Source organism: Bombella intestini (assembly GCF_002003665.1).
Taxonomy (GTDB): domain Bacteria; phylum Pseudomonadota; class Alphaproteobacteria; order Acetobacterales; family Acetobacteraceae; genus Bombella; species Bombella intestini.
Genome location: NZ_JATM01000002.1, coordinates 229,286 through 253,485 on the forward strand (window position 1 = coordinate 229,286; position 24,200 = coordinate 253,485).

Here is a 24,200-nt window from a genome sequence, read left to right on the forward strand (position 1 = left end):
TTGATGGGATATTCCGGGCTGCATGCGTTTGGAAGGCCAATTAGCAGGCTGGTGTGAGCAAAGGCTTGCCGCTGAAATGGGCTAGAAGATTGTCGATGATATTCTGCCCCATGGCCAGCCGTGTCTCGATTGTGGCGGAAGCCTGATGTGGCTGTAGCACGACATTATCTAGCGTTAGGAAGGCCGGATTGATTGTCGGTTCGTTTTGGAAGACATCAAGTCCAGCCCCGGCGATGCTTTTGCTCTTCAGGGCTGCCAGCAGGGCTTCTTCATCAATAACACTGCCTCGGGCTGTGTTGATCAGCACACCATCCTTGCCGAGTGCTGCCAATATGTCAGCATTGATGATATTTTTTGTCGCCGCAGTAGCAGGAAGTGTGATGACGAGGACATCTGCCCACGCCGCTAGTGCTTTGAGGCTGGGCTCGAACGGTAGGGAGCTACCTTCACGAGGATGGGGGTTAAAGTAAGCAACTTCCATATTGCTGGCTTGTGCCCGTCGTGCCACGGCCTGACCGATGCGGCCAAAACCAGCAATACCCAGCTTCCGGCCATTGAGAGAATGGGCCAGAGGAGGCAGTTTCCCGGCTGCCCAGTTGCCATCAAGCAGGAACTGTTCATTAGCCTTGAGATTACGCTTCAAGGCCAGCAGGAGGAGCATGGCCATGTCGGCGACATCATTAGTGGAAATGTCCGTGGTGACGGTCACCCGGATATGCCTCTTTCGGGCTTCTGTAAGGTCGATCCTGTCCAGTCCAACCCCGTTAACGGCAATAATCTCCAGATGTGGCAGAGCGGCCATGACCTCAGGTGCTACGCCGTAGGAGCCTCCTGTAGCAATGGCTCGGATATCCGGCGCAATCTTGGTCAGATCATCCATATTGGTGAAAGGATGGATGATGAAATGTTCCGCCAGTACCGCCAAGGTGGGTTCTGGAAGAGGCTCCAACAGAAGCAGATGCTGTTTTGTCCAAGATGATGCAGTCATGATGCATACTTTCAGAAAGAAGGAGATGGCTGGTTTGGGGGCCGGCTATCGTTTAGCGGGAGGATGGGGTGTCCAGATAACGGGCGGCTAAGGCTTTACACCCTGCCTCGACATCACGCCATGTGGTTTCAAAACCATCTTCAGAGCCATAATAGGGGTCTATAACATCCCGCCCTTGCTGGCCGGGGACATGGTCTAAGAGAAGGCTGACACGGGCTTTGCTGCCAGAGGGTTGAAGCTTTTTCAGGGCAGTAAGGTGAGATTTGTCTAGGGCGATGATATGGTCGAACCTATCAAAATCCATAGTCCTAACTTGGCGCGCCCGTAAGGGGTTGCCATCTAGGCCATGACGCTTTGCCGTGGCGCGGGCGCGCGGGTCTGGTCGGTCACCTTCGTGCCAGTTTCCTGTCCCGGCGGAATCAATATCAACCGTCAGACCACGTTGTTCGGCCTCTCGCCGCATGGCGAGTTCGGCCAAGGGCGAACGGCAGATATTGCCAGTGCAGACAAAAAGAAAAGAAGGAAAGGGAGAAGAGTGTGTCATGCGTTTGTCAGCCAGATGAAGAATGCCAGAGTCAATATGGAGCTAATTGTACCGAAAAAAAGGACTGAGGCGATCTCACGCTCCATCATGTGATAGCGCATGGCGAGAATGACATTCATGGCAGCACTGGGCATAGCCATGGCGAGGACCCCTTGTTGCATGGTTAAGGAGGGGAGATGCCACAGGAAAGCGAGCGCACAGACGCCAAGCGGGATGAGAATGTTCCTACCCAGCACCATGAGGCCCACAGGTAGGCTGAACCGAACCTGTCGGGCACAGAGGACTACGCCAGAGGCGAACAGTGCTGTCCCCCCTGTGGCATGCCCCAGAAGCTGGAGAGAGCTTTTGAGCGGCAAAGGGAGGCGGATATTAGCGAGCACCATTAGAAAGGCCAGCATAGGCACCCAGACAACAGGCTCTTTGCAGGAATGGAGAAGATGGCCACCTAGCTCCCGCAATGTGGTTTGCCATGTGGATTGTGCCTCATCATCCTGACGCTGCCGACGTTGTTGGTCATGGTTCATCAGGATGAGTGTCAGAGGGATCTGACACAGATTCATAACGAGAGATGCAACAGAGATAGGTACGGCACTGGTCGGGCCAAAGAGCTGCCCAAGAACGGGAATCCCAATAAAAGGAACAGACGGGCCCGTCACGGTCATGGTGATCAGGGCGGCTTCACCTTGTTTGCGTCCTAGCCCCCAACGCAGAATAGCGAAGAGAACACTATAGACGCCGAGCATGGCTATGAGGATGAGGCCTGCTAACGGCCCTGCCGAGAGAACCCGTTCCCGTGGTGTGCTGAGGATAGAGGCTAGAAGAGCCAGTGGTAAAGCGTAGAGCATGACAAGCCGGATGAGAACACCAGCCTGATGGGAGTCGAAGTCCCTGCGCCATGCAGCCAGATAGCCTAACCCAAGTGTAACCAATATGGGCAGGATGGCTTCTATAATTGTCAGGAAAAGGGCTGTCGTCATGGGCTGCCATCAGTCCTGCTTAGGGAAGTGATGAAACAGCCTATGACGTTTCAGCCCCCAAGGGAACAGTTCTATTCCCTTGGGGAGCAGGTTTTAGGCCTGCCGGTAAGGACCGCCGGCCTGCACTTCGATGCTGAGCATGTTCTGGCCAACGTTAGCGGACGGAACATCATGCAGAAGAAGTTCTGCTTCCCCCTGCGTCCAGCGATGCGGTCCAGCTTCGATGACATCCCAGCCCTTCAGGTGCCGTTCTGTCAGATGGCGGGTGATGACATGTTCATGGCCACCAGCCCAGACAGATACCTGGCCAACCAGCATACCGAGCTCACGGCGGTCATCCATATGCGGCCCGATATTTTCGGAAGGACGGAACGTCCGAGAGCCAAGTATGACACGACGGGCATGGGCAGGCAGTGAGAAGAGATAACGGCCTGCTTCATGCCGCTGCGGGCGAATAGTCCGCCCATCTTCCAGTCGGATATAGGGGGCGGGGTCTGCCGTCATACCATCATGGGAGGTATCAGCAGCCGTTTCGACCTTTGTAATACCCAGTTCAGCCGCCCGTGCAGCGAAGGTCTCGTGAAGTGGTTTCACGAAGGCCTGCGAAACATCCAGCGGTGCTGCAGCATGTTCGTCCCAGTTAAGCCGCTGACGCTCTGCCAGGCTCAGGATGTCTTCCGAGGAACCATCTGGCTTGTAGAGTTCTTCCTCGTCTGTATCCAGCCAGCTTTCTGTCAGAACATCATTGGCCCAGATGACGGAATGAGGTGCCGTCTGCACATGGTAGTAGTCATACTCTACCTGGCTGTGGTCGTAGCGGATTGATGTGCCGTTGACGAGCATACGGGCAGGAACGAAGCGTCCTTCGAAGTAGAAGCAATGTTCCGGCGTGACAGAAAGGTCCTTATTGGGCAGACCCTCGCCAAAGGCATTCTTCGACACGATGACGGACCAACCGGCCATATCCTCAGGCTGGGACGTGTTAACACGGGCACGACGCTGGATGACGGCTGTAATCTCGCGAACGTCTTCTTTCCCGTCTTTAAAGACGCAGATCTGCTCGCCCTTACGCAGCCGCTCCACAGCTTTCTCCCCCTTGGGGGTGCGGATCATGCTGCCAGCAAGGAAGCACTTCTGATAGACAATAACGGTATTGCCGTTTCCGTCATCATTGATGATGAACCCGTTGTCAGCGTAGCTACCTGTCAGGTTTATCTGCCAAGTCTGACCGTTCTCGGAAACCGTTAGAAGACCCTGTTTGAGGCTAACACTGCCGGAATTGCTGTATTTCAGTCCAGCAACACGGATACGAGCGTTGTAGCCCATGGAGGTGTTGACGAGTACGGCACCAGAATCAATGTTCAGCAGGCCGCCCAGGTTGTTTGTTCCAGCACTATCTGTGGCACCGACAATCGTAGCGCCGGACATGGTACCGCCGGACTGAACCATGGTGTTGGGGCTGCTGGAAACATGCTGGCCAGAACCCGCATCGTACGTGACGAGGGTCTGAACAGCCGTACCGCCAGAGGACACAGTCAGCTCGCCACCATTGGCAATGCGTGCCCCGCTGACCCATCCGCCATTAGCAACGTCGATGTGCTGGACAGACGCCCCGGAGTTCAGAATACCGGAAGCCCCGCTCATGATGGTCAGGCGGCTAATGAACGCACCAGAGGCGACAGTAGCCTGACCGGATGAGAGGTACACGCTGTTGAGCTGAGCACCGGAGTTGATGATGCTCGTTGCTCCATTGAAAGCAGAAAGGACCTTAACGCCTGCACCACCCTGAGGGATGTCCGTATTGACACCATTCAGCGTGACATTCGGTACTATAGCACCGCTGGCGATGGCGAGAGAGGCGCCCTGGCTGGCACTGAGCATGGTGGTAATGCGGGCACCAGAACTGACGCTGTTTACACCACCGATTGCGTTGAAGGTGTAGAGGAACGCCCTAGCGGAAATAAGGTTCGTTGCATTCGTAGCGTTGAGGTTGAGGATAGCCCCGCTGGTAAGGCTGTTCGTTCCGCCCGTTGCATTGAGGTCACCGATGACACCCCCACCGGAGATGGTGTTTGTCGCACCCGAGGCTGTCAAAGTCCCAACGGTGCCTGCGGCGTGAATAGTATTCGTTCCGCCGGTCGCATTGAGGTTAACGACGTAGGCTCCACTGGAGACGTCGTTCGTTCCGCCCGTTCCGTTGAGGGTACCTACGATAGCCTTACTGGAGATGTTATTCGTCCCGTTCGAGGCGTAAAGGTACTGGATTGTTCCTGTGCCGAGAATATTATTAACAGCATTGGGGGCACCATTAATGGTGAAGACATCGGCGCCATTAATGGTGGCTGTCCCATTGCTGCCAACATCAATTTCCTTGAAGCTGTAGCCGGAATCAACAAACAGGGACCCACCAACAGCCGATGTGGTTGTTGGGGCGCCATACCACGACCCTTGTGCAACCGTCGCAGTGCCAGCAGAGACCTGTAGCGGTATACTGTTGTTGATCAAGCCACCGGACATGAGGCTACCCGTACCACCAACGATGGAGAGCCCGTTAGCGATCGCCCCTCCAGAGCTGAGGACAACGGCACCATTTATCTGGGCTGTTGCGGAGGAGACAACACCCCCGTTGCCGATAACAACAGCACCGCCGGTGGCGGACGTGTTATTGGGGTCCGACCCAGAGCCGGCCATAGCAGTACCAACGGCAGCACCCGAGCCGGAAACAAGAGCCGTACCACTACCAACAGCATAGATAGCGTTGCCACCAATTGTAGCACCGGACGTGATAACCGATGTACCACCACTGGCCACGATATAATCCACCGATGCCCCGCCCGGGAAGACGGTGCGGTCAGTCGCATTGGTGATGATGGTAGCACCGTTTCTGATGGTCCCGCCGGAGAGGAGTGTCAGGGTACCGCCGTTACTTACAACGAGATGACTGGCGCTACCGCCGTTATCGACCTGGATGGTACCGCCATTATTGGCGACAAATTCAGACCCAACACCACCGGATTGAATTTCAGCATAGCCCTGGCTGGCACTCAGGCCAGAAATATAGCCACCCGAGGCAACAAGGGCAGAACCACCATTTTTGACAGCCCCATTGAGGAGCGTCCCGCCGGAACTAACAGTCTCTGTACCACCGGTGATAGTGGGGCCCACGCTTGTCCCGCCATAAAGAACCGTGCCCTTTGCCCCACTTGAGAGGACAGAGCGCGTTACGGTCCCATCACTACCGACGATCTCAGTCGCACCGGATGTAATGACATCGTCATAAGAGGAGCCGAGACCATAGCTACCGTATTGCAGGGCGTAGCCAGCGTTAAGCCAACTGAAATACGTCCCACCGGTGACCTGCATTGTCCCACGATTGCTGATGGTGGCACCGGAGGTGGTTCCGCCAGAGTTGAGAAGCGTACCACCCAATATGGTAGCGTTGGAGGACAAACCGTTACTGAGGACCAGCTGGATACCTTGGCTATGTGCAAAGAGCTGATCTTTGGAGAGACCACCGGAGAACACGGCCTGACTACCGAAGAGGGTTCCGCCGCTCCCTGTTCCCCCGTTACCAACCCCGTAAAGGCTGCCCGGGTTAAATGTTCCGCCGCTGATCAGACCACCGGACCCGTTCACCGCATAGCCTTTAACGACGAAGTCAGCCGCACCACCACCAGCAAGTGCATACCCACCGGAGCCGACAATGGGGTCTAGCGCGGTACCACCCGCACTGACGTACTTTGCGTTAGCACCGGCACCGGTCACACCACCGGCAAAGATGGCCCCTGATGAGCCGACAATCCCACGGGAGATGACGCCACCACCCAGAGCCTCAATAGAGGCATTGTAAAGTGCCGTGGCACCCGTCATGAGGCCGCTCGACCCAATAATGGCTATGGAGCCACCATTAACGGCAATCCCGCCATCTGAAAGGCCATTATATGAATATAGAAGACTGTTCTTGCCAGACCTAGTGACACCACTGACGTAGTTGTTGGACGTATCGTCGTCGTGCTTTGTGCTGCCGTTAAGAACCGTATGCCATTTTGAAGGAAGGCTATTCGTACCAATGGCGAAAAGGCGATCGTACTGGGTGTCGTAAGTGTAGGAAGTGGCCATAACGCAGGGAATCCTTCGGCTATGCTGTGGCAGGCAAGATTAAGCAAATATAAATGAACGTTTTAAGAATCTCCAGAGGAATCGCTACATTCCTCAGATAACATTTGGAGATAGTTCACACTGCTAAGATCGGTGTCGTCTTCATAAAAACTACAGACCAAAACGACACCATCCCCTTTAGGGGAAAAGAAGACAACACGAGCGGCACTGCCGTTTGTAAGGTCTATGGTGCGTAGCTCCTCTGCCATCTTAAGTGATGGGTGTGCCTGTTCTAGTCGTGGTTTGTGGGGGTCAACTCCTCGGTGTTCCAAGAACCGATCTGGCACAAGATCACGTCCATGTGATTCAATAAAATTAGGTACTGTGGATGTATCACAGTCAAACGAACCACCAAGGAAAGCCATTATGGCTGACTTTTCATCAGGAAAGGCGAATGTATACTTCCGACCCTGCGGAATGTAGCAGAGTTCCGCCTGATATCCGTTACGCCGATAGAGGGTGATGGTAATCATACCGTCTTTGTGGGCGGTCGGCTGATGGAGGGGAATGTGTGTCAGGCCGGGGCCGGATATGGAAAGAAACCATTTCTGAAAAGCCCGCAGGGCCTCAGTATTTCGTTGGGTCATGCAGGTTTCCTTGCGGGCAGGGGAGAATCTGCTCCGGCTGTCATCCTAGTCTATCCTATTGGTGTTTTGTGTGGTGTCCACGGGGGGATTCGAACCCTCGACCCCAGGATTCATACCACTTCGGTTTTCACCGCCGGTCCCCCCTTGGAGGAAGGGCCGTTCGTGGTCTGGACTGTCTCTTCACCACAGGCGTTTTGCCTGCCATGGTGTCGCCCGTACAGTCTCTACACCTTCCTGCCCACTAAGTAGGGGGTAGGCTTGGCTCGGGATTGGCTTGGCCTAAAACGGCGTTAGCGTTCCCCGACTTTGAGCGAATTCACCGGGTGGTTTGCCATCCCGGTGCCCAATTACGATTAGGAATCCTGTGCTCTATCCTGCTGAGCTACGTGGACACGCAACGTCTAGCTAGCGTTTTTTTTACACTTTCGCAAGTCTGTCACCGTACCATGTCCCTTGGCCTGTGAGGGGGAACACGATAAGAAGGAATTGTTCTGACAGTCGATGCTTCCACCCCTGCCATGCTGGAAGCCTTGTTTAAGACCGGCCCTGGCACGGCCTTTGCAGGTTTGCCCATGTTCCTTTCATCATCACGCCCAGTATTCCGTTCTTCTGTCCTCTGGCACGGTCTACGCCGTCCTATGGTACTGTCGCTCTTGGCGGTGATGACTGTTGGCGGGCTGGCTGGCTGCGGTGGAAAGCCGCGTGATCCGTCTTCGCTGACATTGCCTCGCAACCATCTTCTGGGCGTGGACCGTGGCGCACAGGGTGGTGACGATCAGCTCCGTGGTGGGGTAAACGCTTATCTCTGGCGTGGGGCGATTGATACGCTTTCCTTCATGCCGATGGCCTCTGCCGATGCACAGGGGGGTGTTATCCTGACAGATTGGTACCAGCCCCCGGGCGCACAGGATGAACGCTTCAAGATTGCTGCCTATGTATTGGACCGCCGCTTGCGTTCGGATGCCATCCGGTTGAGCGTCTTCCGTCAGACACGCATTAATGGGGGAGAGTGGGAAGATACACCCGCAGCTCCCAATACAGCGGCGGACATCACAGCCCGTATTCTGGAGCGGGCACGTCAGCTGCGGGCCGAGAATGGCGGTGGGAAATAAGATAATCCAATGAGTGACATGACAGCCAATAACATTTCTGAGTCTTCCAATTTCGACTTCCATGCCCGTGAGCCTCACTGGCAAGCTCGGTGGGCGGAAGCCGACATTTTCCACGTACCGGATGTTCCCCCGGCCGATAAGCCGAAATATTATGTTCTGGAAATGTTCCCCTATCCTTCGGGGCAGTTGCATGTAGGGCATGTGCGCAACTATACGCTGGGTGACGTTGTCGCCCGGTATAGGCGTGCTCGTGGTTATGCCGTGATGCACCCGATGGGTTGGGATGCCTTCGGTCTGCCTGCAGAAAATGCTGCACGGGAGCGGGGTGTGCACCCGGGTAAGTGGACTCTCCAGAACATTGATACCATGCGTGGTACGCTCCAGCGGCTTGGTTTCTCTCTGGACTGGAAGCGTGAGATCGCAACCTGCCTGCCGGATTATTACGGCCAGCAGCAGAAGCTGTTTCTCGATATGTTGGCTGCTGGACTGGTGGAACGGCGTGATTCATCCGTTAACTGGGACCCTGTGGACCAGACTGTTCTTGCTAATGAGCAGGTCGTGGATGGACGAGGCTGGCGGTCTGGTGCGCTGGTGGAGAAGAAGACACTCTCCCAGTGGTTCTTGAAGATCACCGACTTTGCCGAGCCTCTTCTGGAGGGGTTGAAGGAACTGGATAAATGGCCAGAGCGTGTCCGCACGATGCAGGAACGCTGGATTGGCCGGTCCGAGGGGGCAAAGGTTCGTTTCAGCCTGCATAACCCGCCGCAGGGTTATGATGTGGACGGAGATTCTATTGAGGTCTTCACGACACGGCCTGACACGCTGTTCGGTCTGAGCTTCATCGGTATTGCGGCGGATCATCCGCTGGCTCGCAAGATTGCAGCGAGCAACCCGGAAGCACAGAGCTTCGTTGAAGAATGTCAGCGTGTCGGTACGTCCGAAGAAGCGTTGAGCACGATGGAGAAGCGCGGCTTCGACACAGGCTTGCGTGTGGTGAATCCGTTGAACCCGGAGCAGACGGCTCCTGTCTGGATCGCTAATTTCGTTCTGACAGAATATGGCACGGGTGCCGTGTTCGGTTGCCCTTGTGGGGATCAGCGTGATCTGGACTTCGCCCGTAAATATGGTTTGGATGTTCCTTCCGTCCTGCTGCCTGCAGGGGAGGAAGAAGCCAGCTTTACAGTGGGTAAGAAGGCCGTCACGGGTGAGGCAACGCTCTATAATTCTGGTTTTCTGAGCGGGAAGAACACGAAGGAAGCCATCCGAGCTGCTATTGAGCGGGTGGAGGAGCTTGGTGTTGGCCAAGGCGTGACCAACTGGCGTCTGCGTGACTGGGGTATCTCCCGTCAGCGTTATTGGGGGTGCCCGATCCCCATCATCTATTGCGACTCCTGCGGAGCTGTTCCCGTGCCGGAAGATCAGCTGCCGGTGACGCTGCCGGAGGATGTCAGCTTTGACACGCCGGGCAATCCGCTGGACCATCATCCGACATGGAAGCATGTTTCCTGCCCGAAATGTGGTGAAGCAGCACGGCGCGAGACGGATACCTGCGATACGTTCGTGGATAGTTCATGGTACTTTGCTCGTTTCACAGCTCCGAAGGCCGCAACCCCGACTGATCGCAAGGCCGCTGATGGCTGGCTGGCTGTGGATCAGTATATCGGTGGTATTGAACATGCCATCCTGCACTTGCTCTATGCTCGGTTCTTTACTCGTGCGATGAAAAAGACGGGCCATCTGGATGTGAGCGAGCCATTTGCTGGCCTCTTCACGCAAGGTATGGTCACGCATGAGAGCTACCGTGACGGAAGCCAGTGGCTCTATCCGGAAGAGGTTGAGCATCGTGGTGATGTGGTTGTTCGTAAGGATAATGGAAATCCCGTTACGGTTGGACGCTCGGAGAAGATGTCCAAATCCAAGCGGAACACGGTGTCCCCGGTAGAGATCATTGAGCGTTATGGAGCTGACACGGCCCGCTGGTTCGTGCTGTCTGATAGCCCGCCAGAGCGTGACATGGAATGGACGGCGGCAGGCGTGGCGGCTTCTGGGCGTTTCATGCAGCGTTTGTATCGGCAGGTTCAGGCTGTGGCGGCAAAGGATAAGGCCGATGCGGCTCACGGTGCCGCCGGGGAAGATCTGCGCCAGGTAACGCATCGGACGATTGCTGCCGTGACAGAGGCTCTGGAAGGTTTCACGCCGAATGTGGCTGTAGCCCGCCTGCATGAGCTATCTTCTGCACTGGGTGACGCTGAGGGCAAAGACGGAGAAGGTCTGTCTGCTGCCCGCCGTGAGGCTGCTTATGTGCTTGCCATGCTGATTTCTCCCATGATGCCGCATCTGGCAGAAGAGCTGATGCTGCTGCTGGAGCCGGAAGGCCCGATGGTGGTGGAACGGAGCTGGCCGGAAGCAGATGAAAGTCTGTTGGCTGTCAAGAAAGTGACCATCGCTGTGCAGGTTCTTGGTAAGCTGCGTGGCACCATCACATGCGCACCGGATGAAGCGAAGGATGCCGTATTGGCACAGGCCAAAGCAGAGCCGAATGTGGCGAAGGCGCTGGAAGGCAAGCGGATCGTCAAGGAGATTCACGTGCCGAACCGGATCGTCAACTTCGTGGTGGCAGGCTGAGTGTGAGAGGCTGGATGAGCAATATCTCCCCGATGAGGAAGATGGTCCGCTGGGGCCTCGGCGTCTTGATGGCAGGGGCCGGGCTTGCCAGTCTGGGAGCGTGTGGCTTCCAGCCTCTTTATGGTAAGCAGGCGGGACAAAAGACTGACGCCATTAGCAATCAGCTAAAGGATGTTTATGTAGCGAACATTCCGACCCGCTTCGGTCAGGAACTACGCCTTGGCTTGCAGAAAGAAATGGCAGGCGATGGGCCGGAACGCCCAGAGGGTTATATCTTGCAAGTGAGTGCTACGGCCTCGCTTGAATCGGTTGATATTCATCAAGACAACACATCCGGTCACACCCGGGGTGTTGGTTGGGCGGATTGGCGTCTCTATCGTGTTGGGGATGCGAATACTGTGCTGGCTCAGGGTTATGCTCGGACGCTGGACGGCTACAATATGAATATCGAGCAGTATTTCGCCGAGACGCTCAATAACGAGACGCTTTATAAGCGGATTGGCGAAAATCTGGCGCATGACATCACTATGCAGGTTGCTGTGTGGTTCCGGTCGCACCAGTCGCTAGGAGCAGAGAAATCCATCCGTCCGGGGCGGGACCCGTATCTGGACCGTCTGCCCGGTACCCAGCGGACAGACCTGCGCTATCTTGGTGTTGATGGCTTCCCGGCTAATGCAACAGGTCGTAGCAGTAACAACGCCTCCACACGGACCGGCGAAGATAGCCGGAATCTGGAGGAGGAAGAGGATAACGGTCTGTGAAGATCACGGCGCAGGCTGTCAGACAGACGCTGAAGAAAGCTGGCAGCTGGCGTGTAATTCTTCTTCATGGGGATGATGGCGGGTTGATCCGTGAGCGGGCGAAAGAGGCTGTTCAGACCGTTTTAGATGATCTGGATGACCCATTCCGGTTGGCCCGCCTCGAAGAGGAAGAGCAGGACAGATTGGGGGAGGAGGCTCTGGCTCTTTCTTTGACAGGTGGGCGACGTGTTGTCTGGTTGCGAGGAGCACAGGATGGCATTGTAGGTACGCTAAAGTCCGTTCTGGAGCATGAGAGTGATACGCTGATTGTTCTGGAAGGGCAGGGACTTGGTGCTCGGTCCAAATTGCGGCAGTTTGCAGAAAAAGCAAAAAATGTGGCCTCCATCGGTTGTTATCCGGAAGAGGGGCACTCTCTTTCCCGTACGGTGGTGGATCTTCTGGCAGAAGATAAAATCCGTATGGATCGAGACGGTATGGCCTGGTTGCTGGGGCATCTAGGTAATGACCGAGCATTGGTCCGCAGTGAAGTCGAGAAATTGCGCCTGTATGGCGAGCCTGGTGGCACCTTGAGTGTAGAGGATGTGCAGGCCTGTGTAGGGGATTCCGGGCAAGCCTCGTTGGATGATGCTGTTTATGCTGCCTTGGCAGGAAATCGGCTGGAGGCGGATCGGGCCTTTGAGCGAGCCATGGGGGATGGTGCTACCTCTGTGGCCTTTACTCGTGTAACGTTGTCCGTGTTGGAGCGGTTCCAGCAAGCCTTTTTACTGGTGCAGAATGGGCAGTCCCGTCAGGAGGCGATGGGTATGTTAAAACCGCCCGTTTTCTTCCGCCGTAAAGATGCGTTTCTGGCAGGGATGAGGCGGTGGTCGTTGGTGACGACGTCTCAGGCAGCACAGGCAACGCAAGAGTTGGAACTGGCCTGTAAGCAAAGCGGTACGCCTGATGATTTGCTCTGCCGCCGCCATCTGGTCAGGCTATGCCACCCTCGTGCGTTCGAGCAGGACTAGAGCAATGGTTCTTTATAAGAGGAACCATATTATTACATCGAATTAATTGATTTATCCGCTTATTGCTTGTTCTCGATACGGCAGAAAACGGGGGATTGTAGCTGCTTTCAGTGAGAGGGGCGGTGCGGTTCCGTGGTCTTTAAATTAAACTTTAGTATATAATGAAAATGATTATCATTTAGATGAACCCCAACAATATCTTTCTTGGGTGGGGTTATGAGTCGTTTTATTCGTAGTGGTCTTAAGCCGTTATCAGCTGCTCTGACATTAGGTGGTGTCGTGGGAGGGGCTCATGCAGAGCCGGGAGCTGCGGTAAACGTCACTCAGGATACAACGGCACCTGCCGAGGATACGGATGAAGGAAAGGGTCTTCAGGCCAAGGGTGTTGAACAGATCCATGTTATTGGTCATCCGTTCAATACAATGCATGCCAGTAACGATATGGGCCGTATGCCACAGGATGTCATGCATACGGCACAGACGATTGATGTCGTGCCGCGGGAGTTGATCAGACAGCAGAATGCGAAGTCTCTTGATGAAGCCCTGAAGAATGTTCCCGGTATTACCTCCTCGGTTGGGGAAGGGGCTGGCGGTATGAGTGGCGATCAGTTCCTCATCCGTGGTTTCCCTGCACAGAACGATATTTATGAAGATGGTTTGCGGGATTTTGGTGTTTATACTCGCGACAGCTTCTTTCAGGATTCCGTCAATGTCATTAAGGGGCCCTCATCGGAGGTCTTCGGGAATGGCACAACGGGCGGTGCCATCAATATCATCACCAAAACTCCGACATTGCGTGACCATTATGGAGCTGACTTTAGCGGTGGGTCAGGCAATTTCTATCGTGGTGTCGTGGATGTAAATAAACGCATCGGGGATACATCAGCCTTCCGTCTGGAGGGGATGGCGAACTCCAATGAGGTTGTGGGGCGTGACTATGTCCATTCCCATCGTTGGGGTATTGCGCCGTCTATCTCTTTTGGTATCGGCACCAAAACAACCGTTGTTCTTCAGGTCATGCATCAGACATCCCGCAATGTGCCAGATTATGGTGTGCCGGTTGTCAAAGGCCATCCGATCACGGAGAAATCGTCTTTCGGCGTGTCCCGGAACAATGTTTATGGCAAATCGCAAGATCACGATAACAGTGATGACACGATGGAGACATTACGGCTGAAGCATGTCTTCAACCGGCATTTTACATTCCATAATGATCTTCGCTTCGGAGAGTACAGCCGTGACTTTGCGGCTTCTACACCGCAGTGTGTCAATGCCACATGCTCGGAAATGCAGATTTATAACCCGGGCTACAAGAAGGTCAATCCGGCGGCTGGTATCGGCCTTAATGGTGGGCCGATGCCGTACAAACAGTCGAGCTGGTCTTTCCAAGATGTTGCCTCCTTGCAGGCGGATTTTAATACGGGGTTCCTGCGGCATCAGCTCGTGACAGGGTTCGACATAGAGTATGTGCAGGATTCCCGGCGGCAATATGCCTATGATGCTGTTGGAGCACACCGGGCCATCCCGTGGCAGGACACCTATAATCCGAAGCGTGATAATTACGCTTATTCAACATGTCGTGCTGATTCTGGAAATTGCTGGAAGAATACTAACTATAGTCTTGGGCGGCCTGATTCTCATGGTTATGGCTTCGATACGGGGCTGTTCCTGTATGATCAGGTATGGTTCACGAAGTGGTTGTCTGCCAAAGGTGGGCTGCGTTGGGATCGTTGGCAGACCAGGTATGAGACATGGGGCGCAGACGGGCAGGAAAGTGCAGCTCAACGTGGCCCGCTGGGGAAGGCCCCTTCTGCGGCCTTGGATTATCGTGATACGACAGGTGTTATCAATCCAACGGCTAGCCTGCTGATCACCCCTAATAGCTGGCAAACATTCTACTTTACCTATGCTAGCTCCACCACCCCGATGGGCATGTATGTGACGAACGGCGCCCTGCCAATCCGTCCTGTGAATGGGCAGGTCGCTAGTCAGCCTGAACGCTCCCAGCTTTATGAAGTTGGTTCCAAGATGAGTCTGCTGCATGACCGCCTTGGTGCTACGATTTCGCTCTTCCGGCTGGATAAGAATAATGCTCTGACGGCCGATCCAGTTGCTGGGCAGATACTTGCCACAGGTGTGAAGGAGCGTAATCAGGGGCTGGAGCTGTCCCTTGGTGGTGTGATCCTGCCGGGTTGGAACGTGACAGCTACTTACGCTTTGTATGATCCCCGGGTCATGTCTGGTGCTAATCGTGGGCGGAACATCCAGTACGTGCCGCATAATCAGGCGACTATCTGGTCTGCTTATGAGGCCTTCCCCGGCAAGCTGTGGAACTTCACCATTGGTGGCGGCCTGACATGGCGTCAGGGTGTGTATTTGGACCTCGCCAATACGGCTAAGGTACCAGCGAATGTGGAGTTTGACTCCTATATTTCGCACCGTATCAACCGGCATTGGGTTGTCTCGCTGAATGCGTACAATCTTTCCAATCGCCTCAATTATAACTCGCTCTTTACAAACCGGGTAACCCCGGCACCGGGGCGTGCCTTCCTCGGGCGGTTGAGCATGGATTACTGAACTTACCATCACGACATACGATGTGCTGGCTGCGCCCTTCTTTGATCAGAGGGGCGCAGTTTTTTTTATGGGGATGTCGTGAGAGGAGGGGATTGTCACCCTAAAGGTCTAACTGGCTATACCGATTACGAACTGCCATTCTATAGATAGTAAATAACTTTTTAAAATAAACGTGTTATTTTTAACACAGTTACTGTCCTTCTGTGCCGATGAAAGAATTCCTTAAAGTTAAAATTAAGACTTATTCGCATTTATGGAGCAGCTGTCCTTTCAGGACGTGCGTGACCCCCTTTCAGACAGAGATTGTTCCATGAGTCGATTTATTCATCAGTGTCTCCGACCAGTTTCAGCGGTGCTCACCTTGGGGAGTGTGGCGGGCGGGGCCTGTGCAGCGTCTGCTTCCCCGCAGGAAGAGACCATGCCCGTTACAGGGCAGAGAACAAACCACTCGGCGCAGCCCAACAGTGATGCACAGACACAGGGCGTTCAGGCCACGCATGTGGAGCATATCCATGTTATCGGCCATCCGTTCAATACGATGCATGCCAGCAACGATATGGGGCGTTTACCACAGGATGTCATGCATACGCCGCAGACGATTGATGTGGTGCCCCGTGAACTCATCAAGCAGCAGAACGTCAAGTCGCTAGATGAAGCCCTGCGTAACGTCCCCGGCATTACGGCGTCCGTTGGGGAGGGGGCTGGCGGCCTGAATGGGGATCAGTTCCTCATCCGTGGTTTCCCGGCACAGAATGACATTTATGAAGATGGCTTGCGGGACTTTGGTGTCTATGCTCGTGATAGCTTCAATTATGATTCGGTCAACGTCATCAAGGGGCCATCTTCACAGGTTTTTGGTAACGGTACGACAGGTGGTGCCATCAATGTCGTGACGAAGACGCCGACACTCACTGATCATTACAATGTGGATTTCAGCGGTGGGTCTGCGGATTATTTCCGTGGCACGGTGGATGTAAATAAGCGCATCAACGACAAGACCGCTTTCCGTTTGGAAGGATTGGGAGCCTCCAACAATGTGGTTGGGCGGGACCATGTCTGGGATCATCGTTGGGGTATTGCCCCCTCCATCGCCTTTGGGTTGGGGACGAAGACGACCGTTGTACTTCAGGTCACGCATCAGACCGACAACAGCGTGCCTGATTTCGGTATGCCTGTCATCAAGACAAAATGGTCGGCCTATGGGCGTCCATTGTCTGAATATGGCGTGCCTCGTCACAACTTCTTTGGCAAGCAGCAGGACCATAACCATACTGATGATACGATGGAGACGCTGCGGTTAAAGCACATCTTCAATGATCATCTGACATTCCATAACGATTTACGCTTTGGTGAGTATAGCCGCAATTTTGAGGCTTCCAAGGTTGTGTGTAGGGCAGGGTGTATTGATGCCATCAATGGCGGTGATTTTGCCAAGGGGCTGGTAAATCGCACGACGCCGGGCAATAGCGTGCCTTTGCCGTACAAGCAGAATAGCTGGTCTTTCCAAGATGTTGCCTCCTTGCAGGCTGACTTTAAGACCGGTTTCTTGCGGCATCAGGTCGTGACTGGGTTTGATATGGAATATGTCCATGATTCCCGTCATCAGGATGTTTATGCCGAGGCTATCCCGGCGGCTAATCTACTCCACCCCAACCCATATGAGGTTACGGATGCGCAGGCTAGGCGTGTTCCGGGGGGAGAGAATATCAAGAACATGCCGTATATTGCCGGGTTGGGTAGAAAGCCGGATAACCACGGCTATGGTTTTGATACAGGTATCTTCCTGTATGATCAGATTTGGTTGACGAAATGGGCGTCTATCAAGGGTGGGTTCCGTTGGGACCGCTGGCAGAGCGGTTACACCATAACCGGCGGGCCAGCTATGACGCTGAATGACAAGAACCGCCCTGTATCTAATGAGGATCGCCGTTTCCCGCAGACGAAAAATACTTTCAACCCCACGGCGAGCCTCGTGCTGACGCCAACGACATGGCAGACCATCTATTTCACCTATGCCAGCTCTACGACACCAACCGGCATGTATGTCACCAGTGGGGCTGTGCCGGTGCGGCCGGGTAAGAATGGCGGATCGGTGGATAACCGGCCACAGCATGCTCGCCTCTATGAAGTGGGAAGCAAGTTTAGCTTCTTGCATGACCGTCTGGGGGCGACCATCTCGCTCTTCCGTCTGGATAAAGACAATGCTCTGACAACCGATCCGGTTTCTAATGCTACCATCAATACGGGTGCCCAGCAGCGTAACCAGGGGATGGAGCTTTCTCTGGGAGGGCTAATCCTGCCGGGTTGGAATATCACGGCGACCTATGCCCTGTATGACCCCAAAACATCCAGTAATAATGGTGGAGCGAAGTATAATCAGATTCAGTATGTGCCGCATAATCAGGCAACGCTTTGGTCTGCTTATGAGGCCTTCCCCGGCAAGCCGTGGAACTTCACTATCGGCGGTGGTCTGACGTGGCGTCAGGGTGTGTATCTGAATAACGACAACACGGCCAAGGTGCCCGCTAATGTGGATTTCGACACTGTCATTTCCCATCATTTTGGGCGGCACTGGCTGGTATCTCTCAATGGGTACAATTTGGCGAACCGTCTGAATTACAATACGCTGTTTAGTGGTTATTCCACCCCAGCACCGGGGCGGACGTTCCTTGGCCGCCTGACGATGGATTACTGAGTATGTTTTTTCAGGCCGGATGCTTGTGCATCTGGCCTGAAAGGCATCTGCCGACAGAGAGATGAGGCTAGAATAACCTTATCTCATTGTTCGGTATTGCTTATTATTTCCATGAAATAGATAGATTGTCGCCTTTTGTTTGGGCGAGCTTTTGCAGAAAAATAGGAGAAAAAAGCCATTTTCATGGGGGAAGAGGAGATTGTGGCAATTAAGACACAATCTCATTACTAAACGTTTAGAAAGAGCGTTTAAGGTTTGAAACTGAGAATAATTATCATCTATCAGGGGCTTCCTCCTTTTGGAGATCGTATTACTCTGCCGTGGAGCACCTTGATATGAGCCGTTTTATCCATCAATGCCTCAAGCCGGCTTCGGCTGTTCTGACACTGGGGGGTGTCGCTGGGGGCGCATATGCCGCTGATACAACAGCCCCACATCAGGTCGGTTCGGCTACAGCAGAGGAGACGCATAAGGCTGGAACATCGGCGTCTCAGACAGCAGCTCAGGCACCAGCACAGACTGGTGTTCAGGCTACGCATGTGGAGCGTATCCATGTCATCGGTCATCCGTTCAATACGATGCATGCTGGCAACGACATGGGGCGTATGCCACAGGATGTCATGCATACGCCGCAGACGATTGATGTGGTGCCCCGTGAACTCATCAAGCAGCAGAATGTTAAGTCGCTGGATGAAGCCTTGCGCAACGTTCCCGGTATTACGGCGTCTGTTGGGGAAGGGGCTGGCGGCCTGAATGGGGATCAGTTCCTCATCCGTGGTTTCCCGGCACAGAATGACATTTATGAAGATGGCTTGCGGGACTTTGGTGTCTATTCCCGTGACAGCTTCAATTATGATTCGGTCAACGTCATCAAGGGGCCGTCCTCACAGGTTTTTGGTAATGGTACGACAGGCGGTGCCATCAATGTCGTCACGAAGACGCCAACTGTTAATGACCACTATAATGTGGATTTCAGCGGTGGGTCTGCGAATTATTTCCGTGGCACGGTGGATGTGAATAAGCGCATCAACGATACAACGGCTTTCCGTTTGGAGGGGCTGGGTGCGTCTAATGATGTAGTCGGGCGAGACCATGTCTGGGATCATCGCTGGGGTATTGCCCCCTCCATCGCTTTTGGGCTGGGGACGAAGACGACCGTTGTGCTTCAGGTCATGCATGAGACGGATGACAGCGTGCCGGATTACGGTATGCCGGTTATCAAGGCTCGTGGTTCCGCTTATGGGCGGCCGATCTCGGAATATGGTGTGCCCCGCCAAAACTGGTACGGCAAGCAGCAGGACCATAACCATACCGATGACACGATGGAGACGTTGCGGTTAAAGCATATCTTCAATGATCATCTGACATTCCATAACGACTTGCGCTTTGGTGAGTATAGCCGTGACTTTGAGGCCTCCAAGGTTCAGTGCGGTACGAAATGCGTCAATGCACTGAATAGTGGCAATTACGGTGCCGGTGTGATTACTCGCAACACTAATGGTAGTGTGCCGCTGCCTTATAAGCAGAATAGTTGGTCCTTCCAGGATGTCGCTTCCTTACAGGCTGACTTCAATACGGGCTTCCTGCGGCATCAGGTCGTGACCGGGTTTGATATGGAATATGTCCATGATTCCCGTCAGCAGGATACGTATCAGGGTGTGTCTCTTACTAAGGCCGTCCCAACGGCGAACATGCTGAACCCGGACCCATATAATGTGCCGGATGCGATGGTTCGCCGTGTTTCAGCTAAAGCGGATTCTATGCCGAATATTGCGGGTATCGGTAAAAAGCCGAATAGCCGGGGCTATGGGTTTGATACAGGTATCTTCCTGTATGACCAGATATGGCTGACGAAATGGGCGTCTATCAAAGGTGGGTTCCGTTGGGATCGCTGGCAGAGCAATTACCGGGCATACGGCCTGTCTGAGCTGCCGAATAATCCGGATAAGAGTTTCCCACAGACGACCAATACCTTTAATCCCACGGCCAGCCTCGTGCTGACCCCGACCAAATGGCAGACGGTTTATTTCACCTATGCTAGCTCCACCACACCGACAGGTATGTATGTGACCAGCGGTGCCGTGCCGGTCCGTCCGGGATCACAAGGAACTGTGGATACACGCCCGCAGCGTGCTCGCCTTTATGAGGTCGGTAGTAAGTTTAGCCTGTTCCATGATCGTCTGGGGGCGACCATCTCGCTCTTCCGCTTGGATAAGAGCAATGCTCTGACGACTGACCCTGTGTCTAACTCCACCATCAACACGGGTGCCCAGCAGCGTAACCAAGGTATGGAGCTTTCCCTTGGTGGGATGATCCTGCCGGGCTGGAACATCACGGCCACCTATGCGCTGTATGATCCGAAAACGTCTTCCAATGGTGGCGGGCGGATGCGTAACCAGATTCAGTATGTACCGCACAATCAGGCGACGCTCTGGTCTGCTTATGAGGCCTTTCCCGGTACGCCGTGGAACTTCACTATCGGCGGTGGTCTGACGTGGCGTCAGGGTGTGTATCTGAATAACGACAACACGGCCAAGGTGCCCGCTAATGTGGATTTTGACTCCGTTATCTCCCATCATTTTGGGCGGCACTGGCAGGTCTCCCTCAACGGGTACAATCTGGCGAACCGTTTGAATTACAATAGTCTTTTCACGGGCTATGCCACACCGGCACCGGGGCGGACGTTCCTTGGTCGCCTGACTATGGATTACTGAGTGTTGGGGCCGGTCATGCCTCCTGCATGTCCGGTCTTGAAACCTCTGGATGATGGTGTGAAGGTTTCACATGGAGCAGACGGCCTCGTCTGCTCCTTTTCCTGTAAGTGGCGGTGCCGCCGGGCCTGCCTGAAAGGCATGATCTCATGATGTTGCATATTCCGGGTGTTCTCACGGCAGAAGAACTGGCCGATCTACGGTCCCGTTTGGCAGCGGGGGAGTGGGTTGATGGCCGGGGTACGGCCGGGGCACAATCTGGCAGTGTGAAGAATAATCTCCAAATCGCTCCAGACAGCCCATTAGGGAAGGAACTTTCCACTTTTGTGCTGCGTAAGCTGGGGACGAACCCGCTTTATAACAGTGCCGTTCTACCGCTCCGTCTCGTACCACCACTCTTTAATCGTTATGATGTGGGGATGAATTTTGGGGCGCATGTTGATAACGCCCTGCGGCCTATTCCCGGTACGGGGCATCGCATCCGTACGGATGTGTCCAGCACGCTTTTTATTTCCGATCTTGATGAATATGACGGGGGCGAGCTGGTTCTTCATGGGCCATCAGAAGAAAAGCGTGTGCGCCTGCCTGCGGGGGATATGATTGTCTATCCTACCACGGCCCTGCATACGGTCACCCCCGTGACACGGGGCAGCCGCTGGGGGTCTTTCTTCTGGGCACAGTCCGTCATCCGGTCGCAGGAACATCGGTCCATCCTGTTTGATCTGGACCAGAGCATCATGGCCCTGACCCAGAGTCACGGCCCTAAGAACGCAGAAGTACTGCGTTTGACCAATGTTTATCACAACCTGCTGCGGACATGGGCAGAGATGTGAGGTCTGACCCGCTTCTTAGAAGCGGGCTGACACGTCTAGATAGTAATAACCACCATTAATGCCGAGCTGGGAGGTACTCATGTAATATTTGGGTGCCCCCAGATAGCGGTTCCCACGGGGCACCTTGCTGGGGAACGCAGCGAAGATGTTGTTCCCGCCCAGTGTCGCACTCCACACTTTGGTGATGTTGTAGGTCACCGAAAGATTGGTCGTCCATTTCGGCTTGTTATGGAACTGGAGATAGTTGGTGGTGGAGGCAGTCGAGGTGTTGTTGTTCTTATAATAGGTAAGAGCGGAAGTCGTCTGTCCGTATCGGATTTCATGCAGGGCTACGGCCCAGCGATGGGCTGGTGATACCCATGTGCCACCAAAGATGATCTTGCTGCGGGGATAGGCCGTAGTGATGTAGGCTCGGCTTGGCGCATTGAGAACTGGCGTGCCATCGCTACGGACGGCCTGATGGCGCAGCCTCGTGCGGTTAAGATTGAGGGCGGCATCCCAGTCGATATGTCCAGCGTGGCGGAACTTGGTGGTGTAGGTGATGGTCATGTCCATGCCCTGCGTGCGGGTATTGGCCACATTGGCAAACCACTGGGTGGACAGGTTATTATTATTGATGTTGGCGGGCAGGTCCGTAATGCCATTGGCTGCCAGAACATTGGCGGCTTCCACGCCGTAGATATTGTTTCCGGGCAGGATGCGGCCCCGTAGGTCGATTTGGTAAAAGTCAGTCGTGACATGCAGCCCTTTGAAGGGCTCGGCAATGATGCCGCCTTCTACGTTCGTGCTTTGCTCCGGCTTCAGACGCTGGGCGCCGCTGGCAATGGCACCGGGTGAGTTAGCTGCTACCAGCCCACGGGCTACGGTCGGGGAAAGGGTCAGGGCTGAATAATGCTCTTGTGCCAGAGTGGGGGCATGGAAACCGTTGCTAAAGGTTGCCCGGAAGGCCAGACGTTTTGATACATCATAGCGTGTGGAAATCTTGCCAGTCTGGGTATTGCCGACATCTGTGTAATGTTCATACCGCCCGGCCATGTCTAGCTGCCAGTTTTTTGTCAGATGGGTGGCGATATCAATATAGCCGGAAACTACATCACGGTTTGAATTGCCTGCACTCCGGGGGCTTGTGCCCGCAAGGGCTAGGCTTGTCCCGCCGCCATATGTGCTGGCGCTGGAACCTTCAGCGATGGAATATGCTTCATAACGGTAGCCTGCACCCCCGGCGAGGTTGATGCTATGGGGCCAGAAGGGGAGATAGAGCTTCCGGTTCAGGTTCAGCTCATTATTCCATTGCGTGTCATTAAAGCCCTGCACCCTTTTATAGGTTGTCTGAAGAGCAGAGGCAGGCAGGGCTTTGTTGGCGTCATTCTTCAGGCCGATATTGTCGAAATCTCGCCCGTAGGTGCTGGAAAGGTCCCAGTGCCAGCCCGCAAGGCGGCCTTTTAGTCCTGCCGTGATTTCAAAGTCATTTTCTTCCAACGTCTGGAGAGGGGAGTAGCCGTCAGGATAAATGGCGGCATAACCCGGTGTGCTGGAGAGGGAAGAGGGCAGACGATAATTTTGGAAGGCTTCCGCATGACGGTGGGCATAGGTAGCCGTGCTGTAGAGCTGGAGTGTGTTGGTAATGTCGTAGCCTGCATTGATGGCTACGGACTCACGGGTCTGCTCTGGTTGGCTTAGGATTTTGTTGATGGTTGTTCCGGTCCGGCTATCTGGTGCGGAGCGGAAACTGTGATCCTGATGGACGAGATCACCGCTGACATGGATGAAACCACGGTCCTGTGCAAACGATGCCCCGCCATCGATGAAGATACCTTGTTGGTAGCCATCGCCATCACTGGTAATGCCGCTGTTGGAGCGTATCGTCAGGCCATGATCCTGTTTTTTGAGGATGATGTTTACCACGCCTGCAATAGCGTCTGACCCATATTGGGCAGAGGCACCGTCTCTCAGCACTTCGATATGATCAATAGCGGAGAGGGGGATCATGTCGATGTCGGTAGGGGTGGTGCCTTGCTGTGGGCCAGTATCGGCGTAGATGTTGGCCGTGGTGTGCCGCCTGTGCCCGTTCACGAGGATTAGCGTCTCATTGGAACTTAGCCCTCGTAGGCTGATGGAATCAGTTAGGGCACCTGCATCAAAACCACCTGTGGGTACGGTGAGGGACGGCAGCAGGAGCTGCATGGCATCACGCAGGGTTGGCTGACCGGTGTTGGTGAGCTGCTTGCTGGAGACAACATCAACGGGAGCAATGGAATCACGGGCCTTTTTCCCAATCTCTCGTGTACCGGTGACGATGAGGGTTTCCGTGCCGCCCTGCACCTGCTGGACATGTCGTTGCAGGAGCGGTGCAGCGGCCTGTTTTTTGGTGACCTTCCTTGATGAGGGAGTCTTTTTATGGGGGGTATGTGGCTGCTCAATAGTTTGGTCCCTATCTGCGGCATTAGCCTGAAGCGGCAGAATGGGGATGCAACCCAGCCCGATTCCAAGCAGGGAGGGCAGGGAAGCGAAACGGCGCGAAAGAAGCAGGGAACGCATCGGGACCAACTTTCCAGCAGATGAGATCATAATCCTGCACGCAGAGTAGGAGGTTCTGGAGCAAGAACTATCTCAAATAGTGAAAAT

The 24,200-nt window shown here is 54.4% G+C and carries 14 protein-coding genes; 8 read left to right on the forward strand and 6 right to left on the reverse strand.

From position 1 onward, the window contains the following. Window positions 1-40: 40 nt before the first annotated feature. The 5 genes from AL01_RS04230 to AL01_RS04250 all read right to left on the reverse strand — a co-directional run bounded on the left by AL01_RS04230 (window position 41) and on the right by AL01_RS04250 (window position 7,254). Entirely contained in the window at window positions 41-988 is a 948-nt protein-coding gene (locus AL01_RS04230; protein ID WP_077396206.1) for a 2-hydroxyacid dehydrogenase, read from the reverse strand. A 52-nt stretch (window positions 989-1,040) separates the two neighbouring features. Continuing rightward, on the reverse strand, window positions 1,041-1,532 hold the full coding sequence (locus AL01_RS04235; protein ID WP_077396207.1) for a low molecular weight protein-tyrosine-phosphatase: 492 nt from the start codon (window positions 1,530-1,532) through the stop codon (window positions 1,041-1,043). Next, the gene (locus AL01_RS04240; RefSeq protein WP_077396208.1) at window positions 1,529-2,509 is read right to left on the reverse strand and encodes an AEC family transporter; all 981 of its coding nucleotides are present in this window, start codon (window positions 2,507-2,509) and stop codon (window positions 1,529-1,531) included. The genes AL01_RS04235 and AL01_RS04240 overlap by 4 nt, the downstream gene beginning before the upstream one ends. A gap of 93 nt (window positions 2,510-2,602) precedes the next feature. Next, the gene (locus AL01_RS04245; protein WP_077396209.1) at window positions 2,603-6,628 is read right to left on the reverse strand and encodes a Hint domain-containing protein; all 4,026 of its coding nucleotides are present in this window, start codon (window positions 6,626-6,628) and stop codon (window positions 2,603-2,605) included. A 62-nt stretch (window positions 6,629-6,690) separates the two neighbouring features. Beyond that, window positions 6,691-7,254, reverse strand: coding sequence for a hypothetical protein (locus AL01_RS04250; protein ID WP_077396210.1), 564 nt, complete (start codon window positions 7,252-7,254; stop codon window positions 6,691-6,693). Between the two features lie 572 nt (window positions 7,255-7,826). On the opposite strand from AL01_RS04250, the gene AL01_RS04255 reads away from it, so the two are divergent. From AL01_RS04255 to AL01_RS04290, 8 genes are all read left to right on the forward strand, one after another. Then, window positions 7,827-8,366: a DUF3576 domain-containing protein gene (locus AL01_RS04255; protein ID WP_077396344.1), complete on the forward strand. Its 540-nt coding sequence runs from the start codon at window positions 7,827-7,829 to the stop codon at window positions 8,364-8,366. Window positions 8,367-8,375: 9 nt separating this feature from the next. Beyond that, window positions 8,376-10,991, forward strand: a complete 2,616-nt coding sequence (gene leuS / locus AL01_RS04260) for a leucine--tRNA ligase (RefSeq protein ID WP_077396211.1) — start codon at window positions 8,376-8,378, stop codon at window positions 10,989-10,991. A 14-nt stretch (window positions 10,992-11,005) separates the two neighbouring features. Then, window positions 11,006-11,752 (forward strand): hypothetical protein, encoded by a 747-nt coding sequence (locus AL01_RS04265; RefSeq protein ID WP_241502698.1) that lies wholly within the window; start codon window positions 11,006-11,008, stop codon window positions 11,750-11,752. Continuing rightward, window positions 11,749-12,759 (forward strand): DNA polymerase III subunit delta, encoded by a 1,011-nt coding sequence (gene holA, locus AL01_RS04270; protein WP_077396212.1) that lies wholly within the window; start codon window positions 11,749-11,751, stop codon window positions 12,757-12,759. The genes AL01_RS04265 and holA overlap by 4 nt, the downstream gene beginning before the upstream one ends. A gap of 216 nt (window positions 12,760-12,975) precedes the next feature. Then, window positions 12,976-15,336: a TonB-dependent receptor gene (locus AL01_RS04275; RefSeq protein ID WP_077396213.1), complete on the forward strand. Its 2,361-nt coding sequence runs from the start codon at window positions 12,976-12,978 to the stop codon at window positions 15,334-15,336. Between the two features lie 310 nt (window positions 15,337-15,646). Beyond that, on the forward strand, window positions 15,647-18,031 hold the full coding sequence (locus AL01_RS04280) for a TonB-dependent receptor (protein WP_077396346.1): 2,385 nt from the start codon (window positions 15,647-15,649) through the stop codon (window positions 18,029-18,031). Window positions 18,032-18,366: 335 nt separating this feature from the next. Further along, window positions 18,367-20,745, forward strand: coding sequence for a TonB-dependent receptor (locus AL01_RS04285; RefSeq protein WP_077396214.1), 2,379 nt, complete (start codon window positions 18,367-18,369; stop codon window positions 20,743-20,745). 146 nt (window positions 20,746-20,891) lie between these two features. Beyond that, a complete protein-coding gene (locus tag AL01_RS04290) occupies window positions 20,892-21,575 on the forward strand; it encodes a Fe2+-dependent dioxygenase (RefSeq protein ID WP_077396215.1) in 684 nt (227 codons plus the stop codon). A gap of 15 nt (window positions 21,576-21,590) precedes the next feature. On the opposite strand, the gene AL01_RS04295 is transcribed toward AL01_RS04290, so the two are convergent. Then, window positions 21,591-24,113, reverse strand: a complete 2,523-nt coding sequence (locus tag AL01_RS04295; RefSeq protein WP_077396347.1) for a TonB-dependent receptor plug domain-containing protein — start codon at window positions 24,111-24,113, stop codon at window positions 21,591-21,593. Window positions 24,114-24,200 lie beyond the last annotated feature (87 nt).